17 protein-coding genes and 1 pseudogene are annotated in these 18,352 nt (G+C 44.1%); 4 read left to right on the top strand and 14 right to left on the bottom strand.

The window, feature by feature from the left end; all coding sequences use genetic code 11:
- Positions 1-26 precede the first annotated feature (26 nt).
- Together GYMC10_RS31150 and pnuC are read right to left on the bottom strand one after the other, a co-directional pair.
- On the bottom strand, positions 27-1,037 hold the full coding sequence (locus GYMC10_RS31150; protein WP_015738079.1) for an AAA family ATPase: 1,011 nt from the start codon (positions 1,035-1,037) through the stop codon (positions 27-29).
- Complete coding sequence (gene pnuC, locus GYMC10_RS31155) at positions 1,034-1,705, bottom strand: nicotinamide riboside transporter PnuC (protein WP_251502092.1); 672 nt, start codon at positions 1,703-1,705, stop codon at positions 1,034-1,036. The genes GYMC10_RS31150 and pnuC overlap by 4 nt, the downstream gene beginning before the upstream one ends.
- A 318-nt stretch (positions 1,706-2,023) precedes the next feature.
- On the opposite strand from pnuC, the gene GYMC10_RS31160 reads away from it, so the two are divergent.
- Complete coding sequence (locus GYMC10_RS31160; RefSeq protein ID WP_015738081.1) at positions 2,024-3,133, top strand: PRK06851 family protein; 1,110 nt, start codon at positions 2,024-2,026, stop codon at positions 3,131-3,133.
- A 187-nt stretch (positions 3,134-3,320) separates the two neighbouring features.
- Here GYMC10_RS31160 and GYMC10_RS31165 read toward each other — a convergent pair whose 3' ends face one another.
- The 9 genes and pseudogenes from GYMC10_RS31165 to GYMC10_RS31205 all read right to left on the bottom strand — a co-directional run bounded on the left by GYMC10_RS31165 (position 3,321) and on the right by GYMC10_RS31205 (position 13,047).
- Positions 3,321-3,725 (bottom strand): VOC family protein, encoded by a 405-nt coding sequence (locus tag GYMC10_RS31165; RefSeq protein WP_015738082.1) that lies wholly within the window; start codon positions 3,723-3,725, stop codon positions 3,321-3,323.
- A gap of 139 nt (positions 3,726-3,864) precedes the next feature.
- Positions 3,865-4,415 (bottom strand): annotated as a pseudogene (locus GYMC10_RS31170) (helix-turn-helix transcriptional regulator).
- Between the two features lie 316 nt (positions 4,416-4,731).
- Positions 4,732-6,522 carry an ATP-binding protein gene (locus tag GYMC10_RS31175; protein WP_015738084.1) on the bottom strand — a complete coding sequence of 597 codons (1,791 nt, stop codon included), beginning with the start codon at positions 6,520-6,522 and terminating at the stop codon, positions 4,732-4,734.
- Positions 6,515-7,732: a hypothetical protein gene (locus tag GYMC10_RS31180; protein ID WP_015738085.1), complete on the bottom strand. Its 1,218-nt coding sequence runs from the start codon at positions 7,730-7,732 to the stop codon at positions 6,515-6,517. The genes GYMC10_RS31175 and GYMC10_RS31180 overlap by 8 nt, the downstream gene beginning before the upstream one ends.
- Before the next feature lie 355 nt (positions 7,733-8,087).
- Positions 8,088-9,290, bottom strand: coding sequence for a DUF262 domain-containing protein (locus GYMC10_RS31185; RefSeq protein WP_015738086.1), 1,203 nt, complete (start codon positions 9,288-9,290; stop codon positions 8,088-8,090).
- An 18-nt stretch (positions 9,291-9,308) separates the two neighbouring features.
- Positions 9,309-10,505: an FRG domain-containing protein gene (locus tag GYMC10_RS31190; RefSeq protein ID WP_015738087.1), complete on the bottom strand. Its 1,197-nt coding sequence runs from the start codon at positions 10,503-10,505 to the stop codon at positions 9,309-9,311.
- Positions 10,506-10,597: 92 nt separating this feature from the next.
- On the bottom strand, positions 10,598-11,077 hold the full coding sequence (gene rlmH / locus GYMC10_RS31195) for a 23S rRNA (pseudouridine(1915)-N(3))-methyltransferase RlmH (RefSeq protein WP_015738088.1): 480 nt from the start codon (positions 11,075-11,077) through the stop codon (positions 10,598-10,600).
- A gap of 190 nt (positions 11,078-11,267) precedes the next feature.
- The gene (locus tag GYMC10_RS31200) at positions 11,268-12,392 is read right to left on the bottom strand and encodes a cytochrome P450 (RefSeq protein ID WP_261979495.1); all 1,125 of its coding nucleotides are present in this window, start codon (positions 12,390-12,392) and stop codon (positions 11,268-11,270) included.
- A gap of 76 nt (positions 12,393-12,468) precedes the next feature.
- Entirely contained in the window at positions 12,469-13,047 is a 579-nt protein-coding gene (locus GYMC10_RS31205) for a TetR/AcrR family transcriptional regulator (RefSeq protein WP_015738090.1), read from the bottom strand.
- Positions 13,048-13,314: 267 nt separating this feature from the next.
- Between GYMC10_RS31205 and GYMC10_RS32100 the strand changes: the two genes are divergently transcribed.
- The 3 genes from GYMC10_RS32100 to GYMC10_RS31215 all read left to right on the top strand — a co-directional run bounded on the left by GYMC10_RS32100 (position 13,315) and on the right by GYMC10_RS31215 (position 14,390).
- Positions 13,315-13,488 (top strand): DUF3934 family protein, encoded by a 174-nt coding sequence (locus GYMC10_RS32100; RefSeq protein ID WP_015738091.1) that lies wholly within the window; start codon positions 13,315-13,317, stop codon positions 13,486-13,488.
- 54 nt (positions 13,489-13,542) lie between these two features.
- A complete protein-coding gene (locus tag GYMC10_RS31210; protein ID WP_015738092.1) occupies positions 13,543-13,986 on the top strand; it encodes a HEAT repeat domain-containing protein in 444 nt (147 codons plus the stop codon).
- Between the two features lie 110 nt (positions 13,987-14,096).
- The gene (locus tag GYMC10_RS31215; protein ID WP_015738093.1) at positions 14,097-14,390 is read left to right on the top strand and encodes a hypothetical protein; all 294 of its coding nucleotides are present in this window, start codon (positions 14,097-14,099) and stop codon (positions 14,388-14,390) included.
- 93 nt (positions 14,391-14,483) lie between these two features.
- On the opposite strand, the gene GYMC10_RS31220 is transcribed toward GYMC10_RS31215, so the two are convergent.
- The 3 genes from GYMC10_RS31220 to GYMC10_RS31230 form a co-directional block, all read right to left on the bottom strand.
- On the bottom strand, positions 14,484-15,530 hold the full coding sequence (locus GYMC10_RS31220) for a GTPase (RefSeq protein ID WP_015738094.1): 1,047 nt from the start codon (positions 15,528-15,530) through the stop codon (positions 14,484-14,486).
- Between the two features lie 187 nt (positions 15,531-15,717).
- Complete coding sequence (locus GYMC10_RS32105) at positions 15,718-15,885, bottom strand: CxxH/CxxC protein (protein WP_007129186.1); 168 nt, start codon at positions 15,883-15,885, stop codon at positions 15,718-15,720.
- A gap of 410 nt (positions 15,886-16,295) precedes the next feature.
- Positions 16,296-17,663, bottom strand: coding sequence for a S1C family serine protease (locus tag GYMC10_RS31230; protein ID WP_015738095.1), 1,368 nt, complete (start codon positions 17,661-17,663; stop codon positions 16,296-16,298).
- Between the last annotated feature and the right edge of the window lie 689 nt (positions 17,664-18,352).

An 18,352-nucleotide genomic window follows, 5' to 3' on the forward strand; every position in this document is an offset into this window, starting at 1 on the left:
ATTTTACTCCCTGCCTGCATCGAATTCTAACCGTTCAGCTCCCCGAAGTAGTTCCGGTAGGGCTCGAACTTCGCCAGCACCTCGTCTACCTTGCGCATACGCTCCTCCAGGCTCCCCCGCAGCGTAATGTAGGGAATGCGCCGCTCCTTCAAATCCGCGATGATCTGTTTATGAAAAACATGCCGCTTCTGATCCCCGCTTCGATCCCACGTATCGTCGTAAGGAATATCATCGTCGCACAAGAAGAACAGATCGTAGCGCTGCGCGTTCTCCAGAGCAATTCGGGTCAATAGCTCCGGGGCCCGGCCGTGGTAATCCAAGGCGAACATATATGTCGTAATCGCATTGGTATCAACGAACAGGAATCGATTCGCCGCAAGCAAAGCCTGCTCTTCACGCTCGATATGACCCACTGCGATTTCATCGAACGCCTCTAGGCCGATTCTGCGGTCCACCTGATGCTCGGTCCAGTAATCGCGTCCGTATTCGCTCGCGTAGGTCGTGTTATACCGTCTTGCCAGCGCTTCGGTGATCGTCGACTTCCCCGTCGACATCGCCCCAACAAATACCACCTTCGTGATTAAGTCCCGGTACACAATATCACTTATGAACTCCCTGTACTTATATGGGTCGGAACGGATCATGGTTGCAGAGATCGGAACCCGCTTTCGGGCTTCATCGACCCGCCGGTCGACCGAGCCCAAAGCGAGACTCATATGCCTGCCGTAAAACTCGCTCGAGTAAAAATGCGTGACTTGCTCGCCGTTCAATAAACCGAGTATATACTGTTCTTCCCGAACCTCATGCTCTCGGTCATCCGAATACCCGTCCGGTCCGTCCCAAGCTTCGATAACCCGGACTGCCGGGTATAGTCGCCGTATCCAATTCGCCCGGATATGAAGCGGGATCGGAGTGACCGGCGTCTCGTAAATGACCACGATTAATTCATCGACCTCTTGCAGCGCCGTTTCGATCATGAACTGATGGCCTTTATGCAGCGGGGCAAACTTCCCCAGCGTTAATCCGAGCGTTTTCATGCCGCCACCTCCTTGGCCCCTTTGTTCCAATTGTAATACCCGTATACCGCATTGACCAAATACGCGCTCCACATGACGATCATCAGCATGCCTTCGCTGCTGCCCTCCAGCAATCGAATTGCCCACAGCAGCACCGTAAACAAATTCAACACAATATAGACCAGCCATTGTTCCTTGAATCTGCGGACCATTAAAAAGGTGGCCACAACGGACAGCACCGTCGTAGTCGCATCGATGTAAGGCGAGTTCTGTCCCGGGATGAACGATAGCCCATATCCCAGCAGCAAACAGCCTAATACACAGACTGCCCCAACGAGAAGCAGACCTCTAAGCTCCATTTGGCGCATGATCAGCTTGCCGTCTTGGCGGTGATTTTTCCACATGTAGAAGCCAATGACGTTCATCGGAACGAAGAACAGCAGATTCAGCATAACCTCTCCAAACAACCCGTTAATATAGGCGAGATAAGCGTAACCGATGGTATTGTACATGCCGAAAACATAGCTCATCAGGTTGCCCTTCGCCGCAAGCACCACGCATAGCACCCCGGTAATAAAAACGGTAAATCCGAATAAAGAATCCTTGGACATCACCGTAAATCCCACCGCAATCGAGGTAAACAGCGCCAACCAAGCGATTTCGAACAGGTTCCAGCCGCGCGCAACCATCTTCACAATACATCCCTCTGCTTTCTTCACTGGTTTATAGAGCGAAACCACTCAGTCAATACTTAGTATCATTTTGTTAATAACATTTTGTTACTATCAAAAATAACAGAAAAGCCTGCGCAGGGCAAGTGAAATCTGCCCATTTATCGCAGGTTTGATTTTTACCTTCTGTAGCCCGGTCAACAGATAACGAAAAACATGGGAGAGGACGAACACCACTTGTTACAACACGGAATATACAAATATATAGGCACTTATCCCAATCATGCTTATTCTGTAAACTTGGCAAATCGGAATAGGCACAAAGGAGTGTGTAGGTTGGTACTACAATCATCTCACTATTTTGCCCACGGCAACACTGCGCGCGGGGCTCATTTCTTGTATACATCCGCATTTGGTGGGCTGAACAAGATATTTGTCCTTACGGGGCCCCAAGGCACGGGGAAATCGACGGTCATGCAAAGCTTGGCGGATAGCCTGCTTGATCAAGGCTTGCATGTGCAGTGCTTCCACTCCCCTCTCCGTCCCGACGAACTGGATGGCATCATTTTTACGGAATTGAAGGTGGGTATTGTCGACGGGCGAGTCTGTAAGGGGATATCGGATAGCGGGGCTAGGGAAATCGCCTTTATCCATTTCGAGGAAGCGTTTGATAACAGCCTTATTTCATCGGAAGACTTCATCACGATAGAAGATCTTAGAGGCAAGCTTGAGAGTGCCTACTCAAATGCGTATGAAACGTTCGCAACGGCATTGCGGATTCATGACGAGTGGGAAAAATATTATATCGAAAATATGGATTTCGCGAAGGCCGACCAGATTGCGCAGGATTTGATTCAAGAATTATACGCCGGTCATGAAAGCGATACGCCAACCGCTTCGCGTCACTTATTTTTCGGAGCTGCGACTCCGAGGGGGGCATTCGATTTTATTCAAAGCTTGACCGCTCAGCTGGAAAGACGGATTTTCATCAAAGGAAGGGCGGGATCCGGCAAATCGACGCTGCTGAAAAAGCTTGCCTCCGCTGCCGAACAGAAAGGAATCGACGTTCAAGTGTTTCATTGCGGCTTTGATCCGAACAGTCTGGATATGCTGATATTCCCGGAGCTGCGAACAGCTATCTTCGACAGTACTGCTCCGCATGAATACTTTCCGGATCGGGACGGGGATGAGATCCTAGATATGTATATACGGACTATAGCTCCTGGTACCGATGAAGCCCATGCTGACGAAATTGCCGGTATCAAAGCACGCTATTCGGCAAAAATGAAAGAGGCCACCTCCTATCTGGCGGAAGCCGAAGCCATCGATTCTCAAATTAAGGCCTATTATGTTGCGGCCACCGATTTTTCGATCGTGAAGAAACTCCATCTGCAATTACAGTCCGAATTGAATGAACTGATTGGCTTCATTCAGCCTTCAAAATAAGATACTACCCAAAAGCATTCGATTTCAGACGGGGCTCAGCAGGCTAAAACAAGCTGAGCCCCGTTTTGAAATTGAATCTCCTACCACTTCTCGGTTACCGATTTGCATCCAATTTCCGCCGTTACTTATACTTACGGCTTACCGCGTTGCCTGTTACGGCAAGTTTGAAGGCCAGCCTTACTGCCCGTCAATGTCTACCTCTAAACCGTTTAATCGCATCCTCGGTCACCGGCTCGAAGAGGTTAAGTAGGTTGCCATCGGGATCGCGGAACAGCATAGAACGGTTTCCCCACGGCATCATGGTCGGTTCCTTTACCCAATGATCGACAAGTGGCTTCAAGCGCACATATTCGGCTTCGACATCGTCGACCCGGAACTCAATAATGACCGTGCGATTATTGGCGCCCACTACAGAATCGGTGCCGAATAGCTGCGTCGTCTGGGAGTGGCCGATGGCAAGGGTGCATGATGGCAAGGCGAGTTCGGCAAATACGGGCGCGGGTCGCTCCGCCGAAACCCCCATGACTTTCTCATAGAACTCGATGAGACGATCCACGTCGTCAGTAATGATGCGTACAGAAGCGAAATTCACAAGATATCATCCTTCCTAATAATAGGTTTGACTGTGTCCCACAGCCGTTGTAAAACAAACTTTTTCCTTATCTATCTCCTTTACATTTACATGTCCAATTATAAAAAAACGCTACTGACAACGTTATGTCAGTAGCGTACTAGAATTCTTTGGCTTCCTCATGAGTTCGATTTCGGAATGATTCGGGTTCCAACACTGTTACGCCCGCTCCCCGACCAAGCACCCATTGAGCAATTCATCCAGCTGGCGAACACGTAAGACCACATCCAATCCATCTTGATGCTCTTTCATATCCTCTACGTAATGATAGTTCGATTCCTTCACCTTATCTGCGATGTCATGGTTAAATCGAAGGCATACTCGCAAGTGGCGATCATCTAAAGGTGTATATTCCCTTAAGTCAAAATGCTCCCTGTCATCAAATCGTTGCTCGATAAATTCTGTTCCTATAAGCAAGATCACAGCTTCCTCTATTGTAAAACTGATCGGAGGTAGAAATAATCCCTCCATTAAGGAATACCCTGTGCCTGTAGTGCCTGTAATCGGAAGGCCTGCTTCGCTGAGCGCCTGAATGTCGCGATAGATGGTCCTCACACTGGTTTCAAATCGTGCCGCCAAATCTTCGGCACGTACCACTTGCCTGTATTGCAGCTCCAGCACGATGGCCAACAAACGATCTGTTTTGTTCATTGACTGCTCCCTTGAAACGTAATACTGTACAACAGAAACTTACCGCTATTTATGATACGGTTCACCGTATCACCCTATCAGCGAATATTCGAACGGTGTGTGACTGCACAGTCACCACCAGTCCTAAAGGCTAGTCCCATTGGAATTGAATTTGCTAAATAATAATTTACTCAAGCTCCTAGCTTCCAAGCCTCAACTACCGACTGAAAGAACTCTTTGTATTCAGGGTAGATTAGATCAAATGAAAAGAAGAATTCAAGAATATTATGAGTTGCTTGGGATTAATAGACTAGATAAACGAGATGCATCCGCATCCCTAACTTATAATTACTGTTTCTAATAGTCCTTCTTCTTTTCTCCAACGTTTAATAATATCTGAAAAGGTTACCTGTTTCCAAGGCTGCTCCCATTCTTGAATGAATGGGACACTTTGCGATTTCGGTTCCGGTATCGGTTTCTCCATCTTTATAACAGTAGGCATTATTATTGAATCACCTACGACTATGCACTCACCCTGCCCAAGGTTCGGGAGTATTTCCCCAAGATTTTTTGTACTATCTGGCATGAGGTTTTTCACAAAATTTTGATCATTTGGATTTGTTAAACGAAGTGAAACAAAATTATTGCACTGCGCTAGTATTGTTTCCGATACTTCAGAAGGCCTTTGACTTACAACCATTAAACTTAGCCCATATTTTCTCCCTTCTTTGGCAATTCTCTCAATAGATTTTTTTGATGAATTGTATTCTGCGCCACCGTTACGTGGAATATAATTATGAGCTTCTTCGCAAACAATCATTACCGGGATATCATTAAGTAACTCTCTATCATGTTGTATTTTTGAATAATGGAAGCTAAAATCAAATACTAATCTTGCAACCAAACTAACTGTTATACTCAGAACTTCGAAGGGCACTCCACTAAGATCAACTATTGTGACATTTGCTTTATTTAGATATCCTAAAAACTGCTTCATTAGTTCTTCAAAGTCATTAGTCGAATATAATCCACCATCTTCTTTGGTTGGATTCAATAAAAAATTCAACCTTTTATCGGTAAGTTTCGTTTCTAATCTGGACAAAAATCGATTAAACTCACCATGAAATGGACCGTTAGAAGCTTTAGTTGCAGCGGCTGTAGATTGTGGCACAAATTCATATACATCATCAAAGTAGAGTTGTTTTCGATTTCTCACCAACGTATTGTCTGCTAATTTTGGGCAATTTTCAGTTTCAAGCTTACTAATCACTTCTCTGTTCATATTTTCGATATAATTAAATACTTCTTTAATATCAAAATAGACAGGCGTATCATATGTAATATCGTTAATTGTAGGATTATGTTTCTCCTTGTTAAAGATAACGGCATTTTTAAACATTGAGATCTGATTGTGGGAATTATTTTCATTGCTCTCTATAAATAATGATTCCAACTCCTCAGAATTCATTAGCCAATAAGGTAGTTTCATTTTATCCACGGAAAGATTATTTAATGTGAATTTCTGCTCTTGCGCTAGTGTAAAAGCAGCGGAATATTCAGAGTGAATATCGAAAATTATAATATGAGAATTCTTTTGTTCCTCTGAATAAATATTTAATGAATTATTAATACCCACAGCTCCTTGTAGTATTTTTGCTACTGTACATGATTTACCTGCGCCAGTAGAGCCTACAATAGCAATATGTTTCCCAAAAAACTTGTCACCATTTACTTTTACTTGAATGTTCTCATTCTGAGACAGAACACCCATAGGAAAATTATATTCTGCACCTGCTCCAAAAATACGATCAAGCATTCCAGCATCTAATACATATACGGGTTCTGTTGGAACAGGTAAATTTTTAGTTCCCCTGCGGAAACCATCCTCAATTATACTGCCTATTGGTTGCGTTTCAATTATTAGTTTAATGTCATCCTCAATACTATAATCCATCGCTTTAATATTATTTATCACGCTCACAATGTAATTGCTGTTTCCATCTGCTATTTTTAAATATTGTCCAATTTGTAATTTGTCCTTGTTATCTTCAAGGGCCTTTAAATTTTGTATTGTCACAACAATACTATCAGGAGAACTAGACAATACTTTACCAATTACATTACTCATAAGTGTCCACCATTCCCATAACAAATTTAATTTGATTGATTTCGTTTAGATTTATATGCTCCACGTTTACATCTTGAAAATCTAAATCGGGTACAGTATCTGTAAATAAGAAGAAATCATCAGATTTTATTTGATTTAATATTCCGATTTCATTCTCATCATATCGTAGAAGTCGTACTTGAAACTCAGAATAAAATTGTTTCCCTATTTTGGATCTTACAGGTCCTGTCAGAAATTTATTCTTATCAAAGTATTCGTCAGTCACTAATCCATCATTATATCTAATATTCTTTTTATGTAACCTTACTCGTATCTCTTTAAAAACTTCCTGTGAACAATCTATACAAATTAGTGGCGTTTTATCGTGCACCTCTTTAAAATGGTACTTATTCACAAAATCAGATATGAAATTTACTATTTCATCATTGAAATTATTGATAGATTGTTGGGATAAAAATAAGTATCGCAACCTAGAGTTCTTATCAAGATTAGTTTTCAACTGTTTTCTTCTGAATGTCAAAATTCTATCCAATGTTCTCAATGATCTTGTCCATCTTGTAATTGCAGTTTTCCTAATTTGCTGTAGATCCTCTAACATTGAGGATTTCTTGATTATCCTCTGTTGAGCCTCATGAAGTATACTCAGGTCTGCAATCATCTGGATGGCATTAGGGTAAAATAAAGTATCTATGTCATCCCTTGGTAGACCGTTTCTCTCCAGAGACATAGTGATACGTTCAATAATTACCTGCAGAGAAGCACCAAATTCCAAAGTAAAGCGTTTAAGAAAACCTGGAATATCAACATTTCCATTTATTTTATTAATAATTCTCTGAAACCTCTGATCGCGTGATTGAAGTATTGTCTTTATATGTTCCTCATTTATCTCAAAATTACTACCCTCACTTTCATTTGGAAAATGCGCATAGAGTTTATACTCTATATCCTTGTCAATGTTATCAAAATAATGTTCCATCATCTGAAGAATAGGTTTGTACACATTACCTAGGGTGAACTTCTCTTGTTCCTCATGGTATTTACACTGTATTGCCCTTGTTGTGAGGGCAGTGGCGATTTCTATATCCTCAATGATGCCTTCAATTGAAATTAATGAATCATCTTCATCATTTAATATTTCTAGTAATGTTTTATTAAACTGATAAATAAAACCTTGTATAGTATAGTCGGCGCTTCGTGACAAGGTACCCACAACCCATCTTCCTAAATTTCCATCATATTCCTATTATACAGAATGCCTATTACAATTGTATATAAATTAACTCTTCTTTCGACATACTTCCACTCAATTCATCATATTAAATTCTTAGAGGTAACCGAGTTAACAAACAATAAAGGCACCCTATCGGATGCCCATGAAATCATTATATTTACTTGGTTATTACTTGTCATTCACCATTTGAAAACCTATTATTTAACTGATTATTAAGATTCAACAGGTTTCTCTTAATAAATTTCGCTTACTGGATGATACGGTTCACCGTATCATCCAGTAAGCGAAAAGGCACTCAGTGTTGAGTGCCTTGTTTTATTTGTTAAACCAAACTTCAAAAAATTCTGAGCTGTTGTTCAATTCTATAAAGTCTATCTCTTTTTAAACTAAGTGAGCTATATTGCTGTTCAAAAACATTATTTTTAACACTTAGGTAATTCATAATATTTCTTGTGTTTGTACTAGATGCATTATACTCAACATCACCTAAAGGCGAATCTGCTAAAATACTCCTAATTTCGTTTAGCAACAATGGATCTTCTAAATCAATCTCAAAAAAATAAAATAAGATTGCTAAAATCATCGAAACTCCAACATGAAACTTAGCTAATCTCTTATCAAATTCTTTATATATACTGCTTGAAAAAGGGTAATCCATATTATCCGATAATTTAAGAATAAACTCGTTAAAATTATCAAATTCAGTTTTCAAAAAATCTAGTCTCTCATCTTCATCCGCTTTGAATAAATCAGCTTTTCTTCTCAGGAGATTGGTAGAAGCTTCTACCCCATCCTTAGCTTTAAAATCTGGACCTTCATCAAGGATACTGATTATAATACACATTTCTTGGTGATTTTTTTGTTTGTTCTTTCTATCCGGGGTAATATTATAAACTTTTATTAGTCTTTCATATTTAGCAGAAGTTTCTTTCTCGTCCGTAATCCTATTTATGAAATTACCGATATACTGACTGGTTTTAGAGTAATAAGTAGCCATTGCAATTTCATGTTTCTCTAGAGGTTTTGTATTTCTGTTATATCTCTTAAATAATTCAATTTCTATATCATCATCTTCAAAAGGAAGAAATTCTAATATTGACAAATGGCTACCTAGAATTTTTATTTTATCTTCTCTATCTAATTCTGAAAATTTCCTATTGCTGTACCTTAAATCTGGACCTAATATTTCTAAATTTTTCAAGGGGAACTTATCCTTAATATATCGATAAATAGCAGTTAGTCTATGTTGACCATCCATTACATGTCTTAATTGAATTCCCTTGTTACTTGTTCTTACTAAGAATATTTCCGGTATAGGAATATTAAGCAGTAAAGATTCAATAATTGATATTTCTTCCTGAGGTGTTGAACGATACTGCCTTTGATAATCTGGGCTTAGTACAATTCCGTGTAGTACTTCCAGTTGTTCAGCATCATTCAGACCTTCTAGCCCACTTTTTATATATTTTTCGCCTTTATCTATAAAATTCACAGCATCTTGGACTGAAACAAGTGGCCTTGAATATTTGATTTCCAAAATCGGTTCCCCTCCTTATCATATTTCTTCGTTGATAAATTTAATTGTTTTGACCATGTTATCTTTGTCTGGATATATATTTTCGAAGGTAATTCCTAAATTAAACAGTTCTGTAAGTATTGTCTTCTTTGAATTCCGATCAATAATTGCAACTTTTGTATAATTTTGAAGCATACTACTTAGCGAGTCATTCGGCTCAACTTTTAGAAAACACCCCTTTTGGAAATGAATTCTCTCACTCGAATTTCCAACCTTGATAAAATAAGATTTATCAGAGTAATTCTTCTCCTTTGTCGCCTTCAGCTCTCTATCTGAGAAATCAACTAATTTTATTTCATCTTTTATAGCTTCTTTATTATGTGCTAGCGCATCGACGAAATAAACAATAGAATGGTTTTCTGTATACCTATAATCCTCCACTGCGAATAACAAAGATATTAAGTGTGCTTCAGTGAAATCTAAATAGTTGGTTGGTAATCCAAAATGCTGGCCATACGCGCGTAATTCCTCAGCATCCTTATTTTCCAAGGAACTATCATAGAAAGCTACCTTTTGTTTGAATAAAGACTCATATATTGAAGAGTGACTCTTATAGCTTGATTTATATAATCTATGAAGAGATGGTATCAAGTCATATTGGCAATTTTTCTGCCCTCTTGAAACATAATTAATATTTTCAAATCCTGAAATAAACTCAATATACTTACTTACACTATCTATGTAAGATATATTTACAACTGGTACTCTATACTTATTAGAAAAAGTTTCAATTACATTTTCGGTAGACCACGAATTTAGTTCTTGGATTTTATCCTTGAATCTACTACCATCTGAAAAGTTTATGTTCATTACTAACCTATCTTTTTCTAAAGATAATTCAAGTTCATCAAATGGAATATTTGACTCATTAAAATACTCTTTTATTGACGATAATAGATCATCTCCCTCAGTATTATCTCCTTTTGTCTCATTTTCAATTTTAGCAACTGACAGAGTATTCTTAACACGTGTCAAAAACATTAAATATTTCTCTCGCTCTTTATCACTATAACTAGCCGTTAAATAATCTTTTATATCTTGATCAGAATATTCAATTAACCCGTCAATATCTTTATTATCTGAGGATATTACAGCAATATTCTCATCAAAGTTATTGAAAAAACCATCGGGGTCATCTCTAAAATAAAGCAGGACTTTTTCTAGTAACTCTTCCAAAGTTCCCTCCACTCCCTAAATGTTTTATTTAAATCACCAACATTTTATCAGTAAAATTGACAAATTAATATAAATACTTTGGGGCTTTCGCCCTACTTATGATAGGGTTCCCCCCGATTAATCTTCACCGCCCGGTAAATCTGCTCCACCAGCACCAGGCGCATCAGCTGGTGCGGAAGAGTCATCCGACCGAAGCTGAGCTTCGTCTGGGCACGCTTCAGGACGTCCTCGGACAGGCCGTTAGAGCCGCCGATGACAAAAGCCACGTTGCTGGTCCCGTACGTGCCCAGCTTGTCCATATGGGCCGCCAGGTCCTCGCTGGACCACAGCTGGCCACCGATCGCCAAGGCGATGACGTGGGTGTCCGGCTTGATGTGGCCGAGAATGCCGGCGCCCTCCTTCTCCTGCACTTGGCGCATCTCGGCTTCGCTCATGTTCTCGGGCGCCTTCTCATCCGGCACCTCGTGCACGGTCAGGCGCACATAAGGCGCAAGACGCTTGCTGTACTCCGCAATGCCCTGAACCAGGTACTTCTCCTTCAACTTGCCTACGCATACCATCTGTATATTCATGGCGTATTTTCGCTCCTTAAACTCGACTTTATGACGTTCATTCTAACATGGTACCGCTGCCAATTTAAGGACATACCATACGCATCCCACCTCCTAAGAGAGCTCTCACCCTCTTTCGATTCCACTAAACTCAAGCCGTATATTAAAAAAGAGCCCTCTCCAACGGGAGCGACTCTTCTTCACTTCCTATCTATTTTAAAATAACCGGCAGCTCTTTCAGCGCAAACATCATCGTGCTGTCCATCCGTGCCAGTTCTACGGAGCGATCACGACGAAATTGGGGATAACGGTCCAGCAAAGTCTGAAGGGCAATCCGGGTCTCCATACGTGCCAGCTGGGAGCCCATGCAGTAATGGATGCCGCTTCCCAGACCCAGATGCGGGTTCGGGTTGCGGTGGATGTTGAATACATCCGGCTGATCGAACACATCCTCGTCATGGTTGGCCGAGGCCATCCAGATATAAACGAACTGTCCCTGCTTCAGCTCCTGCCCCCGCAGCACCGTGTCCTGCTTCAAGCTACGGAACATCAGCTGAACGGGCGAGAAGTAGCGGAAGACTTCCTCAATGGCCCCAGGAAGCAGCTGTGAATCTCCAAGCACCGCTGCACGGACCTCAGGCAGGCTGTCGAAGGCGAGCACGGCCGAAGAGATCAGGTTGGTCGTCGTTTCGTTGCCGGCTACGAGAAGAAGAATGCAGAACCCGATAATCTCCAGTTCGGTCAGGTGTTCATTGTCGATACGGGCCTCGACCAGCTTCGTGATCAAATCGTCCTGAGGATGCCGGCGACGGTCTTCTGCGATCTCGGAGAAGTATTCGCTCATCTCGCGCTGGCATTGGTAATAGGCATCGGCATTGTCACCCACCAGAGCATCCGACCAGGCCTTGAACCGTTCCCGATACTCCATCGATACGCCGAGCATTTCCGCGATCACCGTGATCGGTAACGGACTTGCGAGATCGGCCACAATATCCATCTTCCCCTTCTTCTCGGCTTCGTCCAGCAAAGAGGTCGTGATCTCCTGGATCTTAGGGGCAAGCGATTCGATCATGCGAGGCGTAAAAGCATGGGATACCAGCTTGCGGAGCTGGCGGTGCTTCGGCGGATCCTGCCGCAGCACACTGGATTCAATAGGGTCATCGGAGGAAGAGGAGCCCTGGGAAGAGAACACTTCGTAATTCGTGAAGACCGCTTTAACATCCTCGTATTTAAATACGTTCCAGGCTCCGCCACCATCAATGGCCGTCACCGGAGATTCCGTCCGCATCTGGCGAAACCATTCCAGCGGGAGTAAACCGTTCTTATTCCATTCCATGCTTAACACCTTCGCTTTCCTCATCAAATTTGAACTGACTGGTCAGTTACACACATGTAAAAAAAGAAGGCCTTGCTTATTCAAGCGATATAAACAGGCCTTGGGTAATCATCGTGAATGCAAACCGCTCCAGATCCTCGCGCGAATACCGATCTTGATGATTCAAGTAGTAATTGCAAGTGCTCTCCAGCGTACCGACGATGCTGGCAGCGGCCAGGTTGGGATCCACGGCACGGCACAGGTTCTCCTCACACTGTCCTTCTTCAATCATGCTTGCCAGAAAGCTTAAATAATTTCGCTTAAGCTCCTTTAACTCATCCAGGACATCCTGCTCGATACCGTTCGAAATCTCATTGAATACGATATGCGAGAAATGTCGGGATTCAAGAAACAAATCCAAATGATGGCGAATCGTCCGCTCAATCTTCTCCTTCATCGGCAGCGAGGAATTCAGATCCGCTTCCGTCCGCTGCATGATATCCTCAAAGCCCTGCTTCACCACCGTCTTGAAGAGCTGGGATTTGCCCGGGAAGTTGTAGTACAGCGTCCCCTTGGCAACCTGGGCGCGGGCGGCAATCTCGTCCATGCTTGCGCGGTGGTATCCGTTCTCGGAGAATACTTCAATGGCTGCTTGGATAATTTTTTCTTTGCTCACAATAGGGTTGGCCCTTTCACAGCTAAATTTAGTTCACTGTTCTTATTCTGACTGGTCAGTTCAAAAATAAGATACCATGCTGGCAAAAATTAGTCAACGGATACGCCTTCCCTCCATATGAATGTTGGATTCCATCTCGATCTATTTCGATTCTTAGGTTTATTTCCGTGGTATCCTATACATATGGACAAATACGGTGTATATTTCAACAGGGCTGGTAAAGAATCAGCATATAGGAACAAGAATATACCGTAACGGAGTGATGGGTTGAGTAAATCCAAGGGCAAGGGCGGAACAGGCAGAGGCACGGGCAAGAAAGGCTGGAGCCGATGGGATGCAAGCGCAAGAAGAGCCAAGAGTAAACCCAAACCTTATACCAGTAAAGGGACCAAGCAGGCGGACAATACAGCGGACGCCGATAATCATAAAGGTACCCCATAATGAACATATGGTTTTAAGAACCCCTGATACAACCTAATGAAGGAGATGAACGGATTGGACAATCAAGAAGTTTTGACGGACATGCCGTCGAATTATGAGGAATTGAAAAGCTCCGCCAACCGAAACGCCAATTGGAGAGAACGCTTAAACGCCGTTGAAGAGCTGGGAAAATGGAAAAATCAAAAATCCATCGATATTTTGCTGCATAGACTGAATACGGATGCGGTTCACCAAGTACGGGAGGCTGCCTATCATAAACTCCTGGCCTTTGGCGAGGACGTGCAGATGCCCGAAAGACGCAAAGGCGAGCTGATGAAAGACGTTTCGAAGGTGCTCCTGCGCATCAAAAAGAGCCTTCCCCGTGACCACACGTATGAAGACTTCAAAGAGAAGCTGAAGAAGATGAGAATCGACATCTACGATACGTACGAGGGCGACAAAGGCGCCGATTTCGACAGCTGGCTGGAGCAAACCTGGTCTTCCTTGTTAAGAAGATAACGGTGCGCCCAGCCTTCCGGATGCTCACCATGTATATGAGAATTCCGGTTATGTTATACTGAACACAAATATTAATTTATAGGAGTGGTACTCTGAGAAAGCAAAAGCCCATGTCGTTTGATGATCTGCTGAAGGAATTGCAAGGCCAAAAATCGGTACAGGAGGATCCGGATAACATTTCTCTGGAAAAGCTGTTCAATGAATCGTTTATGCGTAAGCATTCTTCCCATACCAGCTTTGGGGATTTTGTCGTAAAAGGTAACTTCCAAGTGGAAACGCACGAAGATATCGATAACATTCCGGACGAACTGTTTGACCGTCATGTTTCCAGAGAAACCGATTTCCCGGATTGGAAATCGATGCTGGAGCAGGCCAAAGCCGATCATGCGGCTGCCATGAAGTAATATCGCTGCTATGACGCAGCTATGATCAGGGGCCGAAGGCCCCTTTTTCTATTCCATCCTTTTAACGTGGTATGCATTTCGACATCGACTTGCTTACTTCGACTCGGACTTGGATTCCGAATCCGATTCCGTCTCGGCCTTCTCCCTGAATTTCTTATAGAGCTTTGTAATATTCGCCGTATTGATCTCGATGTTGTGCTCGTAAGCGTATTTCACTGCATATCCCAGCGCCAGGGTCGTAGCACCCGCTACCGTCGCTCCGGCGACAGATCCAGCGCCAGGGAACACCTTCACGATCTGCCGGAAAATGCTCTTCCCGATATTCCCGAATATCGTGGCAATGACAAGCTCCTTGGCCGTCTCCTTGCTGATCGGCTTATTGTACAGCACCGCAAGCCGGGTAAGCAGACTCACTTGAATGCCGGTAATCGGAATGATATCCGACCCCGGGATGGGAGATGCGCCTACCGCTCCTGCCGAGATCGAGGCACCGATGATCCACCCGTTGGCGGTCGCCGACTTTTCCTTGATGCTTTTGGCAAAGAGGATGTCTTTAGACTTTTTTTTAAGTATCTCCAGAATGCTGCTCCGCAGCCGATCGATGTTCTGGCCCGTCCGTGAGGACACCGGCACAACCTCATAGCGCCCTCCGGTCTCCTTCCGGATACGCGCCACCAGGCGATCGATTTCATCCGCGGCGTCGATTTTGTTCAGCACGATCAGGATGTTCGAGTTAACGCCTTGAATTTTCTCATACGACTTCTTCTCCGCCTCCGAGAAGACGGTGCCTGCAGCGTTCAGAAAGAACAGCACGATATCCGCCTGTTTATAGTACTTCAAGGTCACCTCCGAATTGGCGGTGTTCACATCATTCAACCCGGGTGTATCAATGAAGGATATATTGTCCTTGTACTTGTGTGGATGAATCACCGTCGTTTCCCCGGGCTCGGCCCCGACGCCGGCCACCTCTTCGCCCACGATCCGGTTCATGGTGGAGGACTTGCCCGTATTCACGTCGCCAATCAGCGCAATGAGGATTTCCTGCTTCAGCTGGCGGTTGATTTCATCCATTTCCTTCTCGTAGGCCTCATCGGCTGCCCGCTTGATCTCTTCTTCCCAAGCTTTTCCGTAGTCATCCATGTCTGATCGTCTCCATTCACGATAGGTTTTCGCGCCTCCGTGCAATCTATACATTCATCATACACTACGCAGGACTGTCCACCGAAGCTGCGTTTCTTCGATTCCCTTCATGATTCTCTTAAACAAAAAAAGCGTGAATTCATCACGCTTTCCCATTCGCATTATTTATTGAATTAAAAAATTCACATTACACAATTAAAAATTCAGCATGCTTCTCGCACTCCGCGCACTTCACCGGTGGGTCCCAGTCCGAAAACTCGGTCTCCTTCAGATCAACAATATCCGGGGCATCCTCATATTCATCCACGAAATTTTCGATCGCTAGTTCCACATGTTCCTTGCATACGACGTACATTCTATGCATCCTTTCTATCTTTCGCCTCATGTTGTGTTTACCTTCAAACCTGTATAGCCACTCTTCTGTTCTACCACACTCTACGAGAAAAAGAAATGTTTTTAACCCAATTGCCCATCCCCGCTGTATTTCAACCCATAAAAGCTTCCGACCCATCCATGGATTTCACATCCCAAGGCCTTCCGCCCAACTTAATTACAGGTGAGCAGCAAAAAAAGAGCGTGTTTCACGCTCTTCTTTCGCGGCCGTTTCAACGGCTCGTATCTAACCTTTTTCAATCTCTCTATATATGGATACTATTCCATGCTAACGATAATATATACCCGCTATTTGTTTCTATAAACAACGAACAAGCACATCTTTGTTGAAAAATGGTACACTCGCGGATTGTCCGCCAAGGGCAGCCTGCGTTATTCTCCAGGCTTCTCTTCCAGCTTGACCTTCAGCGACTGCAGCTTGCCGTCACGATAGAAGGTCACGTTCAGGTCTCCGCCCACCTTCGTGTTGTAGTACAGGTGCTTGCGGAGCTCGAGCGTCGTTGTAATCGGTTTGCCATCCAGCTTCACGATCACGTCGTTCAGCTGCAGACCGGCATCCAGCGCAGGTCCAAGCGCATCCAGCACGACCACGCCTTCGGTTACCGTCTTCGGCAGCTTGAGGTCCTCCTTCTCCTTCTTGCTCAGCGGAGCATACGGATTGCTCAAGTCGACGGTGTATACGCCGAGATAAGGGCGGGCAATATGCCCCTTCAGCATCAGCTCGGTTACGACCTCCGTAATTTCGTTGACCGGAATCGCGAACCCGAGTCCTTCGACGCCGGTGTCGGCAATCTTCATCGTGTTGATGCCGATGACTTTACCGTTCAGGTCTACCAAAGCGCCTCCGCTGTTGCCCTCGTTAATGGCTGCGTCGGTCTGGATGACCTCCTGCTCCCAGTCGTAAATGCCGTCCTGGTTCAGGGATACCGGAATGATGCGGTTGGTATAGCTGACAATCCCGGAGGTCAGCGTATCGCCCAAACCCAGCGGGTTACCGATAGCGATGACCGTTTCGCCGAGACGAAGCTTGGAGGAGTCTCCAAATTCGGCAACCTCGCCGATGCCTTTGCTGTCAATCGACAGAACGGCAATATCGCTAACGTTGTCCGTGCCGACCAAGGTCGCTTTTTTCTTCTCGCCGCCTACCAGCACAACCTCCAGGGAATCGGCGCCTTCCACCACATGGTTATTCGTAATCACGAAGGCTTTGCCCTCGAGTTTCTTGAAGATTACGCCGGATCCAAGGGCATCCTCTTGCGAGCCGCCGAAATCTTCACCGAAATCAAAATCATCGCCGAAGTCGAACCCTTCCGGAAGCTCGAAGTCGCCCTCATCCTCAGGCAGCGTGCCGGATTCCTCTTCCAGCCCTTCACCCTCGATCCCTTCCTCTTCAGGCAGCGGAGTCTCTTTATGCGTCAATACGCTGACAACCGCAGGACGCACCTTCTGGGCAGCGCTAATAATCCGTTCATAAGGATCCCCATCCGACGTGGACAGCTGATGACTGCCATTGATCATGGTAATCGGTGACGACGTCGCAGGATGACCTGTAATGAAGCTGAACAGCATCACCGCAATCAAGGCGCTGCACACGGAACTGATCGCGGAAATCTGGAATGTGGATAAACCCTTCCTGCGGCGGGTGGACCGCCACTTCGTTCGCTCAGATCGGTCCTCGCTGGTATTTTTGCTCCGTCTGGAAATTTTAGTTGAATAGAAATCATCGTCAAACAATCCCATTGCGATCCCTCTCTCCCCTTGGTTGCTACGCGTCAAGATACTTTACCAGCTTCAGACCTACCGCCATTACCGACTGACCTACTAAAATCATCTTGTCGTCATAACAACCGCCTTGCACCGCATGTATCTATCTTTCTATGAATCGGCAGCGTGCCACCTGTTAAATATCTCTCTAATGTATGACTCTTCTGCGGCTCAAAAAGTTGCATTTTTGAGCACGGTCTTTGAACTTTTAGTGAAATATCGCTCCTTATCCAATATTTGAACCCACAGCCAGCAATCTAGTTCCAGAAAAGGTATGTATTGACACCCGATCGTTCAAAAAAGACCCTGTATCCTTCTATTACCACAAACAGGGCGTTTTAAGCGCGAAACATCCGTTTTTTTCTAAAAAAGATGGAAATACCTGGGTCGGCTGCATTTGGCGTATATAAGCACCCCGTGCTCTAGTTCGTTGCTGGTGCTTAACCACAGCCCTCGGACCTTCCGGTGCTCCTATTGTACCACACGAACACAGGTTCACGTCAGCTTTCTTTGGTAAAAACAAATGCTAAATTGATGGCAATTTTAAGAGTCTGTGTAAAGTGAGATTTTACATTCGATCCATAGCGATTGTCCGGGTGAACACAATACCCTTGTATACGAGCCAGACAGCCAAAAGGTTCCATATTTCGAGGATATCCATGATC

Origin of the sequence: Paenibacillus sp. Y412MC10 (genome assembly GCF_000024685.1) — a bacterium.
GTDB classification, from domain to species: Bacteria; Bacillota; Bacilli; order Paenibacillales; family Paenibacillaceae; genus Paenibacillus_AQ; species Paenibacillus_AQ lautus_A.

Coding starts and splice junctions, on each gene's coding strand:
- GYMC10_RS31150 (WP_015738079.1), bottom strand. CDS start 1,037: ATGAAAACGCTCGGATTAACGCTGGGGAAGTTTGCCCCGCTGCATAAA.
- pnuC (WP_251502092.1), bottom strand. CDS start 1,705: ATGGTTGCGCGCGGCTGGAACCTGTTCGAAATCGCTTGGTTGGCGCTG.
- GYMC10_RS31175 (WP_015738084.1), bottom strand. CDS start 6,522: ATGAGTAATGTAATTGGTAAAGTATTGTCTAGTTCTCCTGATAGTATT.
- rlmH (WP_015738088.1), bottom strand. CDS start 11,077: ATGAATATACAGATGGTATGCGTAGGCAAGTTGAAGGAGAAGTACCTG.
- GYMC10_RS31200 (WP_261979495.1), bottom strand. CDS start 12,392: ATGGAATGGAATAAGAACGGTTTACTCCCGCTGGAATGGTTTCGCCAG.
- GYMC10_RS31215 (WP_015738093.1), top strand. CDS start 14,097: ATGTCGTTTGATGATCTGCTGAAGGAATTGCAAGGCCAAAAATCGGTA.
- GYMC10_RS31220 (WP_015738094.1), bottom strand. CDS start 15,530: ATGGATGACTACGGAAAAGCTTGGGAAGAAGAGATCAAGCGGGCAGCC.
- GYMC10_RS32105 (WP_007129186.1), bottom strand. CDS start 15,885: ATGTACGTCGTATGCAAGGAACATGTGGAACTAGCGATCGAAAATTTC.
- GYMC10_RS31230 (WP_015738095.1), bottom strand. CDS start 17,663: ATGGGATTGTTTGACGATGATTTCTATTCAACTAAAATTTCCAGACGG.